This is a genomic window from Gordonia terrae, from assembly GCF_051789125.1.
GTDB classification, from domain to species: Bacteria; Actinomycetota; Actinomycetes; order Mycobacteriales; family Mycobacteriaceae; genus Gordonia; species Gordonia terrae_A.
The window spans coordinates 4,313,045-4,327,483 of the sequence record NZ_CP196526.1 but is presented as its reverse complement, the minus strand read 5'-3'; the positions used below and the strand labels follow the sequence as shown (position 1 = coordinate 4,327,483).

Sequence of the window (14,439 nt, the reverse complement as noted above, 5' to 3'; positions counted from 1 at the left end):
GGCAACTCGATGAGAATACGATCGGTATCGGTCATACGCGAGGTCCGGGTGGCGCGGTCGGTCCCTGTCGGGGTGTATCGCCGACTCGGTCCATCTCCCGCAGAATCCGATCGGCCGGCAGGGCGCGGGCGAGCACCTGGCGCACGACCTCGCTCAGGTGTAGCTGGTTGTCGCGGGCGTAGTTGCGCAATGCGTCGAATGCCTGGTCCATGTCGAGGTCTCCGCGGTGGGCGAGAAAACCCTTGGCCTGCTCGAGTGCGGCTCGGCTGTGCAGGGTGCTGCTGAGCTGTTCGCTGATCTGCGCGGTGTCCGCGGAGCTGGGCGCGCCGCGCACGATCGCGATGCTGGCGACATGGGCCAGCGCTTGTGCCAGATCGAGGTCGCCGCCGCTGAGGTCCCCGGCCCGGGTGCCGAACAACCCGAGGGCACCGAGGACGAAATCGTGCAGGCGCATCGGGACAGCGTGTACCGACACGATCCCGGCTGCGGCTGCGGCGTCGACGAACTGTGGCCACCGGTGACGGTGGTCGTCGAGGTTCGCGGCGGTGACGGGTTCCCCGGTGTGGTAGCAGTCCAGGCAGGGTCCCTGGGCGCGCTGGAGCTGGAAGAGCTCCAGCGCCCTCGTTGCTTCGGATGAGGCTGCCACCACGTGCAGGGTGGCTCGCTCGTCGGCGAGAAGCAGCCCCGCCGAGGCGATGTCGAGGATGTCGGCGCAGTTGCTGGTCAGGTCGTTGAGTAGCTCGATGACGTCGAAATCGCCGACGAGGCTGTTGGCGATCGACACGAACGCCTCGGTGACCTTGTGTTCGCGATGGTCATTCATCGGCCCGGTCACCCCTCGGTGAGTTCGTCGGGCCACCGCTGTCGTCGCTGTCGCCGGCGGGGTCGCCGTTGCTGTTGCCGTTGCTGTCGTTGTCGAGTCGAAGACGACGCTCGACGATGTCCCAGGCGACGTCGCTGGCGGTGCGACCACTCAGAAAGGCGTGCGCGCGGAGTCGGGCCAGTGCCTCGGCCGGCGGCAGATCGAGTTGGCTCATGATCATTCCGGTCGCCTGGTAGACCTCGACGCGCTCCAGCGACGCCAGCTCGCTCCAGCCGTCTCCGTCGCCGTCCTCTTCGCCTTCCGCCGCTGCCGCCCAGTCCGTTTCGGTGCTCATCAGGTCCAACATGGGAAGCGCCGCGAGTTCGGCTGCCCACAGCGCGCCGTCGGTGGCATACGGACTCAGTGGTCCCGGGGCCGTGCGGTAGAGGTCGAGCACTCCCGAGTACACCGTCGCGATCGTGGTGGGAAACGCGAACACGGCGCGCACACCACCGGCCAGCACCGCCGGGGTGAACGCCGGCCACCGCTGCTCGAGGGGATCGTCGAGGTCTGTGGCGAAGATCGGCCCCCGTGCGGCAACGGCGTCCAGGCAGGGTCCTTCGCCGAAGGTGAACTGCAATTCGTCGATGCGTCTGCTGAGTTCGCTGCTCGATCCGAAGGTGCCCCGGGAGGTGCCGCCGGCGATGATGGACACCGCCGCACCGTCTACCGGAAGCAGGCGGACGCAGGCGGCGCACAGCCGATCGGCGGCTTTGAGACCTCCGCCCACGCCGGTCATCGCCGAGGCGAGATCGCTGCGCAGTTGTGAGCTCGCGCTCACCGTGGGCTCGTTCGTGTGCCCCGCGCCGTCTTCATGTGATCACCGTAGTCTCAACACGGGGTTGCTGGGCGGGCGCGACCACGATCCACGATTGCCGCGTCGGTATCCTCCCGCGAGCGGTCGACTTCTTCCTCGCCTCTGCGAGTGCCGTGCGAAGTCCGACGCGTGTGCCCGCTTTGGGAGTCAACCGGTCCACCAACGGCATCGAGGAACGGAATCGTTGCTCCGAACCGGTCTCCGGGGCGTCGTGCGATGAACGACGGAGGAATCGATCAGGCAGGGCGAGTTTGTGAATGGTGCGAAGTGCGAGCAGATACTGATGTGCCAGGGATCCTGTGGTGTAGGGAAGGTCGTAGCGCTCGCACAGTGCCTGCACGCGACGCGAGATCTGACGGTAGCGGTTGCTGGGCAGGTCCGGGAACAGGTGGTGCTCGATCTGGTAGCACAGGTTGCCGCTCATGAACGCCATGATCGGCCCGGCGCGAAAGTTCGCACTGCCCAACATCTGTCGTAAGTACCACTGAGGTCGGGTTTCCGACGCGAAGTCGCTCATGGTGAACTTCTCGGCGCCGTCGGGAAAGTGTCCGCAGAAGATCACCACGTAGGCCCACAGGTTGCGGAGCACGTTCGCGGTGAGGTTCGCGGTGATGGTGGAGCGGAACGCGGGCCCGGTGAGCGCGGGGAAGACCACGAAGTCCTTGAGGAGTTGTCTGCCGATCTTGTGGGAGAACTCGCCACCGCTCCGCGCGAGCGGGGTCGGAAGGCCCAGGGGGACAGGGGTCGTCGTCGCGGCCTCGCGAGCCTTCGTCGCGTCGAGGTCGTGCCGGGCGATACCCCACTCGAAGGTCAGTGCCAGCACGATGTTGGCAAGCGGTTGCAGCGCGTTGGCCGGCCGCCACGGGACGTCGCGTGTCATGCGGATGACACCGAAACCGATGTCGTCGTCCATCCCCACGATGTTGGTGTAGACGTGATGAGAGTAGTTGTGCGCCTGTTTCCAGTGCCGGGACGGCCCGACCTGGTCCCATTCCCAGCTCGTGCTGTGCAGTTCGGGGTCGTTCATCCAATCCCATTGCCCGTGCATGATGTTGTGGCCCAGTTCCATGTTCTCGATGATCTTCGAGCACGCCAGCAGGCCGGTTCCCACGATCCAGGCCGGTCGCCACCTGGACCCGAGCAACACCACGCGTCCGCCGATCTCCAGCGAACGCTGCAGGGCGATGGTCCGGTGGATGTATCGGGCATCCTGTGCCCCTCGATCGGCTTCGATGTCAGACCGGATCGAGTCCAATTCCACAGCGAGCGAATCGATGTCGGCGTCAGACAGATGTGCGTATTCTGCGATGTCAGTGATGGCCATGTCGGCTCCTGTCAGCTACCGGCACCGTGTCCACGCTGCCGCTGGGCATCGAGGAACCGATGGTGTCGTGGTGGGGTCGTTGTCCTCGGTCCACCCGTCCGATCCGAGTGTGTCTTCCGACGGCCACCGGTTGGGTTCCGGTGTTCGTATCCGTACTCATGAAATCGCGAAAGGTTCGTTCGAACTGTGCGGGTTCGTCGAGATGTGGGAAGTGCCCGGCTCCGGCAACGATGTCGACCACGACATCGGGAAGCGCGCGGCGTACCGCGTCCGAGTGCGCCGAGGGGATGATGGTGTCGCGGTCGCCCCAGATCAGCAGCGCCGGGACGTGAGCGAAAGCCGGCAGCAATCGGGTGGCACTGACGGTCTGGCCACGATGATCGATCACCGCTCTGACGGTGGCGAGGAACGCCGAACGGGTCGGGCTGTCGGCGATCGAGACGAAGTTGGTCCACGCCTGGCGCGAACTCGGACTGAGCGGAACGATCCGACGCCGGTCGGCGAAGTTCACCACCGTATCGACGACTCCACGGACCGGTGCCGAGGCTGCGACCTTGACGACCAATCCACTCCCGGGGAGTGAGACGATTCGCAGCACCGGGTTGACATCGTTTCCCAACCCGCCGCTGGCGATCAGACATATCCGTTCGACCAGGTCGGGAAACAGGTAGAGCATCTGCATACAGACGCCACCGCCGAAGGAATGGCCGACCACGGTCGCCGAGTCGACGCCCAGGGCGCCGAGCAGGTCGCGAATGGCCGCCGCATGTGCACTCAGTGAGTAGTCGCCGGGCGACTTGTCGGACTCTCCGTGTCCGGGCAGATCGACGGCGATCACCCGGAAGTCCGCGGACAAGGCGACGATCTGTTCGTCCCAGTCGTGGAGACTGCCCATGAGCCCGTGCACCAGCACGACAGCAGGGCCGTTGCCGCGGTCGACGTAGCGAATACGGTGACCGGCGAGGTCGAAAGTGTGGGTGTCGGCGAGGACTTGTGCTCGCATGGGGTGGGGTCCCGTTCTCTCATCGAGAGCTTCCAGGACCGCTGCCTGCGCACACTGTGCACACACGACGGGGTGCACCTGAAGGCGTCTGACCGATGTGCAGGTGCGGAGTCCTCCCGCTGCCTGCGTGTCGACAACGGAATACCCAGGTGAAGCGCCGATCAACCCGGACCACGACAGATCGCCGGGAGTCCTTCGTCACAGGGCGCGTCCGCGCCCGCGCACGAGGTCGGTGGCTTGGGTGGCTACTCGTAGGCCGTCCCGTTCCCCGACCCCGTCGTCCAGCGGTCGCGTCGGGAACGTATTCGATGAGTTTGTCTCAACGTTCCACCCCGGAACGGGCGGAGATGGTGTGATCGGGTGACCGACGATCCCGGGAGTCGCCATGAGCATTGCCCTGACCGAAGACCACGTCGAACTCGCCTCCGTGGTACGCGAATTCATCGTCGACCGCAAGGTGCGAGCGCAGGCACGTGAGCGTCTCGACGCGTCCGAGGAGACCAGACCCACCTTCTGGCAGGAGACCGCCGACCTCGGTTGGCTGGGCCTCCACGTCGCCGAGGAGTACGGCGGTTCCGGTTTCGGTATCGCTGAGTTGGTCGTCGTGACAGAGGAATTCGGTCGCGCCGTGGCGCCGGGGCCGTTCCTGCCGACGGTCATCGCCTCGGCGATCCTGAACCATGCCGACGACGAGACGCGAGCCCGCTGGCTGAGGTCACTCGTCGACGGCACGATCACCGCGGGTGTGGGGCTCGCTCCGGGACTGGCCGAATCCGGTGGCACGGTCTCCGGCGAGGTCGACGCGGTCCTCGGCGCCCCTCTCGCGGATCTGCTGATACTCGTCGCCGCCGACGACGTGCTGGTGGTCGAGTCGTCGCAGGCGGGTGTCGAGGTGGGCGCGCAGGCCGACCTCGATCCCACCCGACGGTCGGCCAGGGTGTCGCTGTCCGATGCCGCCGTCGTCCGTCTGCCGAGACTCGCGGCCACCGCGCTGGCCCTCACCAGGACGCTGGTCTCGGCGGAAGCAGTGGGCGGTGCGCGGGACGCGCTGGACACGGCGGTGGCCTACGCGAAGGTGCGCGAGCAGTTCGGTCGGACGATCGGGTCGTTCCAGGCCGTCAAACACCACTGCGCGAACATGCTCGTGGGTGCCGAGGCAGCCACGGCGGTGGTGTGGGACGCCGCACGGGCGGCCGACGAGGAAGCCGACGCCTTCGGACTGGTGGCGGCGTCAGCCGCGGCGCTGGCACTGCCCACGTATACGCGGAATGCGGAGCTGAACATCCAGGTGCACGGCGGCATCGGGTTCACCTGGGAGCACGACGCGCACCTGCAGCTGCGCCGCGCCACCGTGCTGCAGGCACTCTTCGGCGGACAGCGTCCGGCGCGTGACGTCTACGAGTTCTCCGCAGCCGGCGTCACCCGTGCCAACAGCCTCGACCTTCCGCCCGAGGCCGAGGAACTCCGGACGCGCGTGCGCGCCGACATCGCCGAGATCGCCGCTGCCGACGAGTCCGCGCAACGGGAGAGGCTCATCGACACCGGCTACGTCATGCCGCATTGGCCCAGGCCGTGGGGGCGCGCGGCGGACTCGGTCGAACAACTCGTCATCGAGGAGGAGATGGCTGCGGCGGGTGTGAAGCGGCCGGACTACAGCATCACCGGCTGGGTCATCCTCACCCTCATCCAGCAGGGCACGCAGGACCAGATCGACAGGTTCGTGCGGCCGGCTCTGCTCGGGGACGAGGTGTGGTGCCAGTTGTTCTCCGAGCCGGGTGCGGGATCGGACGCGGCGGCGGTCACCACCAGGGCCACGCGCGTCGACGGCGGCTGGCGCATCAACGGCCAGAAGGTGTGGACCAGCGGCGCGCACCTGTGCCGGCGCGGTCTGGCGACGGTTCGGACCGACCCGGAGGCGCCCAAGCACAAAGGCATCACCGCGGTGCTGATCGACATGAAGGCACCCGGGGTCGAGGTGCGCCCACTGCGTCAGATCACCGGCGGGTCCGAGTTCAACGAGGTGTTCTTCACCGACGTCTTCGTCCCCGACGCCGACGTCGTGGGCACGCCCAACGACGGCTGGGCCGTGGCACGCGCGACCCTCGGTAACGAGCGGGTCAGTATCGGCGGCGGTGCGCCGGGCAGCGACGGTGCCGTGCAGCAGATGGTGGCGCTCGTCGCCGGCTACGGGGAGCGGGTGGAGGGAGCGGCGGCAAAGGTCGGAGACTTCCTCGCCGTCGAAGACGCGCTGCGGCTTCTGAATCTGCGCCGCGCCGCCCGGTCGGTGGTGGGCGCAGCCCCCGGACCCGAGGGCAACGTCACGAAACTGCTTCTCGCCGAACACCTCAGCGATCGCGCTCATCTCGCCGCGGAACTACTCGGACCCGACGTCGCGTTCTCCACCGGCCCCGGCAAGCTGGCGGGTCTGCTGATACTCGGCGCCCGCGGGATGTCGATCGCGGGCGGGACGTCGGAGATCACCCGCAACCAGATCGCCGAACGGATCCTCGGGTTGCCGCGCGACCCGCTCATCCGCTGACGGGAGCTCTGATCCGTGAGGTGCGAGCTTGGTTTTGATCCCTGAGGTGCGAGCGAAGCGAGCCACGAAGGGCGCTCGCCATTCACCGTCGCCCGGGCGGGGGATCACCGGCCGGCCGTAGGGCCCACGAGGGCACCCAGTGTGTGACCTTCTCCTGCCGGTCCTTGGAGGTGATCGTGTAGGTGACCTTGCCGTACCAGGCGCCCCATTCGTCGCGCCCCCATTCGGTGAGGACGCCGAGGTGGACGGACCTGATCTGCAGCCCGTCGGGGTGATACTCGCCGCTGAAGTGGGGTGCGTTGGGGTAGAGAGCGCCGAGATCGATGAGCACGGCCTTGTGACCGACGCGAACGAACGCCGGCCGGTGTGGCTGGCCGTTGTCCCCGCCAATCCACTTCATGCCCACCCGCACAGTTTCGCACGTGTGTTCGAGGGATGTCACCTCCGGTCAGCCGGCGGCCGACCGCTCGCCGACCGTGTGGACGACGACCACCTCGGGGTCCCAGGGGACCAGCTCGTCGACCGTGGTCTGGAGTTCGTCGACCGGCGGGAGGCCCTGAGGAGAGAGCACGCTGACGGTGACCGTGCTGCCGGTCCATGACACGCCGGTGACCTCCGACGTGTCGGACCCCAGCCACGACTCCGCCGCGGTCGCGATCTGACGGGACCACAGCGATGACAAGGAGTTCGCGACCATGGGGAGCGTGACGACGACGAGCGCGACGGCGAGTACCGCGTAGGCGCGCCGTCGTGAAGGACGCGAATGGCGTTCGTCGAGCTCGGTGGCCTCGCGCCCGTAGCCCCCGATCGTCAGCACGACCAGGCTGGTGATGATCATCGCCACCACGTTGGAGGCGAAGAGCACGAAAGCGCCCAGAGCGAGTGACGGCGCCCCCGATCCGAGGCAGACCCCGACGACCCCGAGTGGTGGTACCAGAGAGATGGCGATGGCCACGCCGGGCAACACGTCGCCGACATCGCGACGGGTGATGGCGACCGCGCCGGCGACGCCGGTGGCAAGTGCGGCCAAGAGGTCGACGAGTGTCGGTGATGTCCGGCCCAGCACCTGCGAGTTGGCCAGCACGTTGGTCGGATTGGGCAGCAACTGGGCGAACACGACGCCGAGGATCGTGACCAGGATGACCCCGGCGAGCACGTAGCCGAGGCTCGCGAGCACGAGTCGTCCACGGCCGGTGACGATTCCCAGGCCGACGCCGAGGATCGGGGTGGACAGCGGCGCGACGATCATCGCCCCGATGACCGTCGCCGTGCTGTCGGCGACGACACCCGAGACCGCGATGATCCCGGACAGGGTGAGCATGATCCAGAACGCGCTGCGTTTGGCGGCGCGGCCACCGATCGACAGGTCGAGACGTTCGCCGATCTCATCCAGGGTGCGACGCTGCGAATCGGGGATGAGGGATAGCACCATTCGGCCCCTTCGTCTCGAGGTCCTCCAAAAATACCCCGCCTCGGTTCGCTGTCCGGCAGGTTTGACCCGCGCATGTGACCATGGGGAAACGCCGGGGAGAACGCAGGGGGCGACGATGGATCGATTCACGGGATGTCTACTGGCCGGCGCGGCGGGCGACGCGCTGGGCGGAGCGGTCGAGTTCTCCACGCGGGAATCGATTCTCGACGGGTTCGGGCCCGCGGGGATCACCTCGTACGCGGAAGCCTACGGCGGCGTGGGCACCATCACCGACGACACGCAGATGACGCTGTTCACCGCGGAGGGGTTGCTGCGCGCGTGGGCGCGGGACTGTACGGGAGGCATCTCCTGCTACGCGGCCACGACGGCCCGCGCGTACCTTCGCTGGTTCATCTCTCAGGGCGGGCACCCTCGACACGGGGTGCTGGCGAGTACCGAACGGTCGAGTTGGTTGGCCGATCACCGGGAGTTGCACAACCGGCGTGCACCCGGCACCACCTGCCTCGAGGCGCTCCGGGTGACCACTCGTCCCGGTGCGCCCGCCGACAACGACAGCAAGGGGTGCGGAGGCGTCATGCGGGTTGCACCGGTGGGGTTGTTCGCGGCCCGCGCCGAGTGGTCGGCCGTAGGCACCTTCGACCTCGCAGTGACGCTGGCGGCGCTCACGCACGGGCATCCCTCCGGGTCACTTCCGGCCGGCGTCCTCGCGGTCGCGGTCCGGGATCTGGTCGGCGGGTCGAGCCTGCCCGAGGCGCTGGCCGTGGCGAAGGAGGTTCTCCGTCATCGCCTCGGTCACGAGGAAACCCTCGCCGCGCTCGAGGAAGCCGAGGCCCTCGCCGGCTCGGGCCTGTCGCACGAGGCGGCGATCGCGCGCCTCGGTGCGGGCTGGGTCGGAGAAGAAGCGCTCGCGATCGCGGTCTACTGCGCACTCGTGGCCGACGACCTCGAGGACGCGGTGATCTTGGCGGTCAACCACGACGGTGACTCCGATTCCACGGGTGCGATCGCCGGCAACCTGTTGGGTGCGCGTGACGGCGTCGCAGCGGTTCCGCAGCGCTGGCTCGAGCCGCTCGAACTCCGCGAAATCATCGTCGAGATGGCAGGCGACCTCTACGACTTCGTGGACTGGGACCGCTCCGCGTCCGGAATCGGTAGCGAAAATGCGCGCTATAACCCCATTTTCGCTACGAAATCCGGGGGCGCGTCGACCGGATGAATCCCGGACTGCGCCGCCGACGCGATCATCCTCTCGGTCAACTCCGAATCCGCCCGCGTGCGTAGGGGATCGGCCACATCACGGTGCCACGCCGTGCGGCCGCCCACGACGACCTCGCGGAGGTTGCGCAGTCCGCATCCCAGGACGTAGGTGGCGATCGGGTCCCAGATCGGGCCGAGGTGAGGCGAGCGCGGATCGACGACGAGCAGGTCCGCGAACTTGCCGACCTCCAGTGAACCCACCCGGTCGGCGACTCCGATGGCCGTCGCCGAACCCAGGGTGTGCAGCGCGAGCACGTCGGCGGGTGTCAACAGGGCGGCATCGCTGTGTCTGCCGCGCTGCAGGAACAGTCCCGTACGCATGTTCTCGAAGGGGTCGGACACGTCGGTGCACGACTGGTCGTCGACACCCATCCCGACGGTGACCGAATCCCGCAGCAGGCGAGGCACATCGGCGATCCCGGAGCCGAGCCGTCCGTTCGACATCGGCTGCCAGACCACGGCTGATCCCGTGTCGCGCACCCGGCTGACCATCTCGTCGGTCGGGTGGACGAAGTGACCGAACGCAAAGCCGGGTCCCAGGACGCCCGCGGCGTCGTACCAGTCGAACTTCGACTGCTGTATCTCGATCTGCTCGGCGGTCTCGACGAAGTGTGCCTGATTGGTGATGCCGTAGCGGTCCATCAGGGCGCGTTCGCGTTCGGCGGTCGCAGGGGTCGACGACCATTGGACCGCACCGTAGACCGAACCGCCGAGATCGAAGGCGGGATCGACGGTCTCGAGGTGGGCCATCACCGCGTCGAAGCCGGCGAAGGCGGCGTCCTCGCCGAGCTGCTCGTCGTCGAGCCGAACGCTGGTGACGAATCGGATACCCGCCGCGGCCAGACCGTCGACCTGGGCGGTGACGAACTCCGCGGGGTGGACCCGGGCAGCCTTGAGAACCGACTCCTCGTAGTCGAACAGGGCGATCACCCGCGACTGGGTGAAGTTGTACACCGAGGTGATTCCCGACGACAGGTGGTCGAGCCCGCCGGCCAGCGTCATCCAGTACAGATCCTCGGCCTCGGCGCCGAGCAGCATCGTGCTGTTGAGGGTCACCCACTCGTAGAGCGGGCTGCTCGCTGCGACGCCCCGCATCCCGCCGGTGTAGATGTGGCTGTGCGCGGACACGAAACCTGGTGCGAGGAAACAACCCTCGAGATCATGACGCGGATGCGGAGCGTCGACGGGTGGCGTGCCCTCGCCCATGCCGGAGATCCGGCCGTCCTCGTCGACGGTCAACCACCCCCAGAACCAGGGTGTCTCGCCGGCCACGGGCAGGATCAGTGCGCTGTGATAGGTCCCGGTCATCCGGGTAGTACCTCCGATTTCCAGTCGTCTTCCGTGCGCACGAACCGGACTCTTTGCGACGGACCGTCGGGGTCCCCGCGCCAGAAGGTCAGTTCCCGCAGCTCGATCCCGAAGCCGGTCCATGTGTCCGGCGCGTCCAGGTGCGGGTGCGCTTCGTCGAACAGTGCCCAGCGGCGTCGTCGCTCGTCGGCTGGTTGCGCCGCGAGTTCGTCGTCGTTCAGCCAGGCGAGCAGCTGCAGATAGCGGCTGCGTCGTGAATACGTCTTCCGGAGAGCATCGTCGCTCGCACGGCGCACATCGCCGTGGGCGACGAGCTGGCGGCCGACCTCGGGCCAGGCGATCGAGATCGACGCGCGCGGGAGATGCGACAGTTCGGCGACCTTCGACGACCGGGCGTCGGTGTGGAAATAGACCGCGGTGTCGTCGGTTTCGCTGAGCAGGACGTGGCGCACCCTGGGGTAGCCGTCACGCCCGCAGGTGGCCAGCGCCATCAGTGGCGGTGGGTCGTCGGGGCCGGGCAACCACCGGCGCAGGAGCGTCATGGGATCGATGCCCAACTGATCCCGGGCGTCGCAATCGGAACCGAAGCGGGTGCCGCTGGTGATCACCGGCGGACCCGTCCGGGATCGAAGACGGCGATCTCGGGAAGCGCGGTCACCAGGGTGTCGACACGCTCGTCGAACAGTGTCGCCCCGATTCCGGCGTCGGCACCGGTCGGGTCGCCGATCACCCCGGACTCGGCGAAATCGGTGGACAGCCAACCGAATCGAACCGGCCCGGCGAATCCGACGGAGGTGGCGTCGGCGACCGCATCGGCCACGGTCGCCACAGCCTGATCCATGTGGACCAGATCCGGCCGCAGATGCAACATCATCGATGTCTCGGCCCAGCCCGCATGGATGCCGAGGCCCCGCTCGGTGGGGCCGGGGTGCCCCGGGCCGGAGGAGAAGAACGTCTGGAGGTCGAAGCGGCGCCGCAGTTCTCGGGCGGCGACCTCGATGAGGGCCGAGTTGCCCCCGTGTGCGTTGACGAACAACAACCGTCGCGCGGGTGTCTGTGCGAGGGATGCACCGATGTCGACGATGGTCTCGAAGAGGGTCGAGGCACGCAACCACACCGTGCCCGGTAGCCGTGCGTGTTCGTCGGACTTGGTGTACCCCAGCGACGGGAGCAGCCAGACATCCTGTCCCGCAGCAGCTCCGCGCTCGACGACGGCGGCGGCCACCGCTTCGGCGACGATGAGGTCGGTGGCCAGGGGCAGGTGCGGTCCGTGCGGTTCGATGGCGCCCGTGGGCAGGACGAGGATCGAGTCCCGGGAGAGCGCGGTATCGATCTGTGCGGTGGTGAGCTCGGCGTAGCGACGGTTCGCCCGTCGCCCAGACGCGGTCACATCCACCGACCCGGATTGAGCAACCCCCGGGGATCGGTTCGCTGCGCCAGCGCGTGGACCCGGTCGGCGTCGAGGTCGACGTACCACTGGTGGGGCGAGTGCACCCCCACCCCGAGTTCCTCGAGTGCGGCGACACCGTCGATCACCTGCGCGGGGCTGCGGTAGATCCCGTTGAGCATGCCGAACATCATCTGGTGGCCGACTTCGAGGTGGAGCATCCCTCCTTCGTACACCTGCTCCACCTCGTCGAGCCGGTGGACGAGTGCATCACCACGGACCTCCATGTGAAACCACCTGCCGGGCTGTGCTTTCTGTAACCACCATGTCGGATGGTTGTAGGAGAGGGTGGACAGTTTCACCGTCTCGGCGATGCCCTCGCGGACGGCCTCGACGCGCCCGCCGGCCGCGACGACGAGGTCCGTCGCCTCCTCGAGCGCACGGGCGTCGATGATGCCCCGCACACTCGCCCGACCCCGGACCAGAGCCGGGTCGTCGGGCAGAGCGGCGGTGACGACCGCTCCGTCCGCGGACAGCAGTCGAGGCTTCGGCTCGATCGCCGCCAGGTCGAACGCGGCGTCGAACGCCTCCCGCTGCGAGTCGAAACTCGCGTAGAGACATCGCCATTGCTGCAGCGGCTCGACGCGGACCGACGCGCTCACGATGATGCCGGCGACACCGTAGGTGTGGACGAACGGCTGCGCGTCGTCGCCGTCGAGATGGACGACCTCGGCGTCCTCGGTCGCGTACACCACGTCGAGCGCGTCGACGAACCCCTGGTGGTTGCGGCCGTGCACGATCGTGCCGGTACCGGCCGATCCGCCGCCGAGGAACCCGCCGAGGGTCGACTGGACTGTGGACGGGTACATCCACAGTTGACTGTCTCGGCCCCAGGCGGCCTGCTCCAGGTTGATCATGCGCGCGCCGGCCTGCGCGGTCACGGAATGATCGGTGACACCGTGGATCTCGGTCAGCGAGGTCATGTCGAGCACGAGGCCGCCGAAGCGCGGTATCACCTGTCCGTAGTTCCCGGTGCCCTTGCCCCTCGTGGTGATCGGCACGCCGCGGGCGACCGCGGCGCGCACGATGTCGGGCACGACGTCGGCCGTCCGCGGGTAACACACGAGGTCGGGGGTGCCGAGGTCCTGGGCGGACAGGATCGGGCTCATCCCGGAACCGTCACGTGCGGCCCGCTCCAGGGCCCGCGGCAGCGAGGTGACGCCGCGGGGCCCGAGGACTGCGAGCAGGTCGTCGGCGAGAGCGTCGACGTCGTCGGGACCGAAATCCGGCCGGCCCTCGTCGGTGGCGACCGCGACAACCGGGGCGGTCATGACGGCAGGCCCACCGAGGTGTCGATGAATCGGTTGGTCGCGACGGCGTCGGGGGTCAGGCCGGCGGCTGCGGGTGTACCTTGCTCGGTGAAGATCGGGCCGGTCACCTCGAGAACCCGTGCGACGCGTGCGGTGTCGAAATCGCCGATGGTGGCGTTCGGGCCGTTGCCCACCAGCTTCAGGTCGGCCATCGTCTGCCGTGCGTAGTCGGCATTGCGCTGGGAATAGACCCACCCGGTGTCGTACTGCTCGACCGCATCGAGGATGACCTTGTCCGCGGTATCGGGCGAGGCCATGTAGTCGACGGCGGCGCGCTGCAGGACCGGCACGAGTTGCTCGAGGCACGCCGAGTTCTTCTCGAGGTCGGCCGACCGCACCGACATCGCGGACTTGTAGGTCGGGAACCCGACGTCGTGGACGAGCTGGTACTTCACTGGCTTCTTCCAGCCCTCGACCTCCTCTTGGTACAGCTGGGGTTCGGAACTGGCGTAACCCTGCTGGGCGGTCTTCCCGCCGTCGGAGACGAAGTTTGCCGGCGTCCCGTCGTAGCTTCCGTCGACCTGGCCCGGCGCCAGGATGCCCGCGCCGGTGAGGTAATCCATGTATGTCGAGCCCTCGAAGTACAGCACGCGTGCGTTCACCGGCTTCAGATCCTTGATGCCCTGCGCCTGCGGATACGTCGCGGGGTCCCACATGATCATCTGCGGGCTGATGTCCAGGGGTGCCATCACGCCTGTGGTCGGGTTGGATTCGGAGTTCTGGATCGCCTGATCGGTATCGACGTACCCGAGCAGGATCTCGGGGTCGGAGTACATCTGGGAGGTGACGGACTGGAAACCGATGGCCGGGCCGCCCGCGCGGATCTCGACGTCGACGCCGGTGTACTCGCCGCGGTCGAACAGCGGGCCGACGACGCGCTTGTCGCCTGCGCTGATGGCCGGGTCGGGACCGAGCAGCTGGTAGAGATGCCCGTGTTCGGCCTCGGGATTCCAGTCGGTCTGGATGACGACCTTCTCCGGACAGGCGGCGCTCAGGTCGACCGGGCCGATGGTGCCGGAGTATCCCGACGATTCGGTGCTCTCACCGGAGCCGCAGGCCGCGGTGAAGGCCAGGGCTGCGGCGACCGCCGCGACCCCGGTGGTCCTGCTCAGTCGGCGCCAGGCATGTGTGTTCATCGTT

The 14,439-nt window shown here is 67.9% G+C and carries 13 protein-coding genes; 2 read left to right on the top strand and 11 right to left on the bottom strand.

Annotation, left to right across the window (positions count from 1 at the left end; genetic code table 11):
* Positions 1 to 31 precede the first annotated feature (31 nt).
* From ACSUZC_RS19530 to ACSUZC_RS19515, 4 genes are read right to left on the bottom strand one after another with little or no spacing between them, the layout of a single operon-like run.
* Positions 32 to 823 carry a GAF and ANTAR domain-containing protein gene (locus ACSUZC_RS19530; protein ID WP_439030110.1) on the bottom strand — a complete coding sequence of 264 codons (792 nt, stop codon included), beginning with the start codon at positions 821 to 823 and terminating at the stop codon, positions 32 to 34.
* Positions 816 to 1,643: a GAF and ANTAR domain-containing protein gene (locus tag ACSUZC_RS19525; protein WP_439030109.1), complete on the bottom strand. Its 828-nt coding sequence runs from the start codon at positions 1,641 to 1,643 to the stop codon at positions 816 to 818. Before ACSUZC_RS19525 ends, ACSUZC_RS19530 begins: the two co-directional genes overlap by 8 nt.
* Positions 1,644 to 1,674: 31 nt before the next feature.
* Positions 1,675 to 3,003 (bottom strand): fatty acid desaturase family protein, encoded by a 1,329-nt coding sequence (locus tag ACSUZC_RS19520; protein WP_439030108.1) that lies wholly within the window; start codon positions 3,001 to 3,003, stop codon positions 1,675 to 1,677.
* A complete protein-coding gene (locus ACSUZC_RS19515) occupies positions 2,990 to 4,006 on the bottom strand; it encodes an alpha/beta fold hydrolase (protein WP_439030107.1) in 1,017 nt (338 codons plus the stop codon). The genes ACSUZC_RS19520 and ACSUZC_RS19515 overlap by 14 nt, the downstream gene beginning before the upstream one ends.
* 385 nt (positions 4,007 to 4,391) lie before the next feature.
* Here ACSUZC_RS19515 and ACSUZC_RS19510 point away from each other — a divergent pair, with 385 nt between their 5' ends.
* Positions 4,392 to 6,545 (top strand): acyl-CoA dehydrogenase, encoded by a 2,154-nt coding sequence (locus ACSUZC_RS19510; RefSeq protein WP_439030106.1) that lies wholly within the window; start codon positions 4,392 to 4,394, stop codon positions 6,543 to 6,545.
* A gap of 82 nt (positions 6,546 to 6,627) precedes the next feature.
* Here ACSUZC_RS19510 and ACSUZC_RS19505 read toward each other — a convergent pair whose 3' ends face one another.
* Together ACSUZC_RS19505 and ACSUZC_RS19500 are read right to left on the bottom strand one after the other, a co-directional pair.
* Positions 6,628 to 6,945 (bottom strand): hypothetical protein, encoded by a 318-nt coding sequence (locus ACSUZC_RS19505; RefSeq protein WP_086534062.1) that lies wholly within the window; start codon positions 6,943 to 6,945, stop codon positions 6,628 to 6,630.
* Between the two features lie 48 nt (positions 6,946 to 6,993).
* Positions 6,994 to 7,977: a TIGR00341 family protein gene (locus tag ACSUZC_RS19500; RefSeq protein ID WP_439030105.1), complete on the bottom strand. Its 984-nt coding sequence runs from the start codon at positions 7,975 to 7,977 to the stop codon at positions 6,994 to 6,996.
* Between the two features lie 115 nt (positions 7,978 to 8,092).
* On the opposite strand from ACSUZC_RS19500, the gene ACSUZC_RS19495 reads away from it, so the two are divergent.
* Positions 8,093 to 9,193 carry an ADP-ribosylglycohydrolase family protein gene (locus ACSUZC_RS19495; RefSeq protein WP_439030104.1) on the top strand — a complete coding sequence of 367 codons (1,101 nt, stop codon included), beginning with the start codon at positions 8,093 to 8,095 and terminating at the stop codon, positions 9,191 to 9,193.
* Here the strand turns inward: ACSUZC_RS19495 and ACSUZC_RS19490 are convergent.
* From ACSUZC_RS19490 to ACSUZC_RS19470, 5 genes are read right to left on the bottom strand one after another with little or no spacing between them, the layout of a single operon-like run.
* Positions 9,145 to 10,542 (bottom strand): amidohydrolase family protein, encoded by a 1,398-nt coding sequence (locus tag ACSUZC_RS19490; RefSeq protein WP_439030103.1) that lies wholly within the window; start codon positions 10,540 to 10,542, stop codon positions 9,145 to 9,147. The two genes, ACSUZC_RS19495 and ACSUZC_RS19490, sit on opposite strands and share 49 nt — an antisense overlap.
* Entirely contained in the window at positions 10,539 to 11,150 is a 612-nt protein-coding gene (locus ACSUZC_RS19485; protein ID WP_439030102.1) for a pyridoxamine 5'-phosphate oxidase family protein, read from the bottom strand. Before ACSUZC_RS19485 ends, ACSUZC_RS19490 begins: the two co-directional genes overlap by 4 nt.
* Complete coding sequence (locus tag ACSUZC_RS19480; RefSeq protein ID WP_439030101.1) at positions 11,147 to 11,932, bottom strand: creatininase family protein; 786 nt, start codon at positions 11,930 to 11,932, stop codon at positions 11,147 to 11,149. The genes ACSUZC_RS19485 and ACSUZC_RS19480 overlap by 4 nt, the downstream gene beginning before the upstream one ends.
* Entirely contained in the window at positions 11,929 to 13,260 is a 1,332-nt protein-coding gene (locus ACSUZC_RS19475; protein ID WP_439030100.1) for an FAD-binding oxidoreductase, read from the bottom strand. The genes ACSUZC_RS19480 and ACSUZC_RS19475 overlap by 4 nt, the downstream gene beginning before the upstream one ends.
* Positions 13,257 to 14,435: an ABC transporter substrate-binding protein gene (locus ACSUZC_RS19470; protein WP_439030099.1), complete on the bottom strand. Its 1,179-nt coding sequence runs from the start codon at positions 14,433 to 14,435 to the stop codon at positions 13,257 to 13,259. Before ACSUZC_RS19470 ends, ACSUZC_RS19475 begins: the two co-directional genes overlap by 4 nt.
* Positions 14,436 to 14,439: the final 4 nt, after the last annotated feature.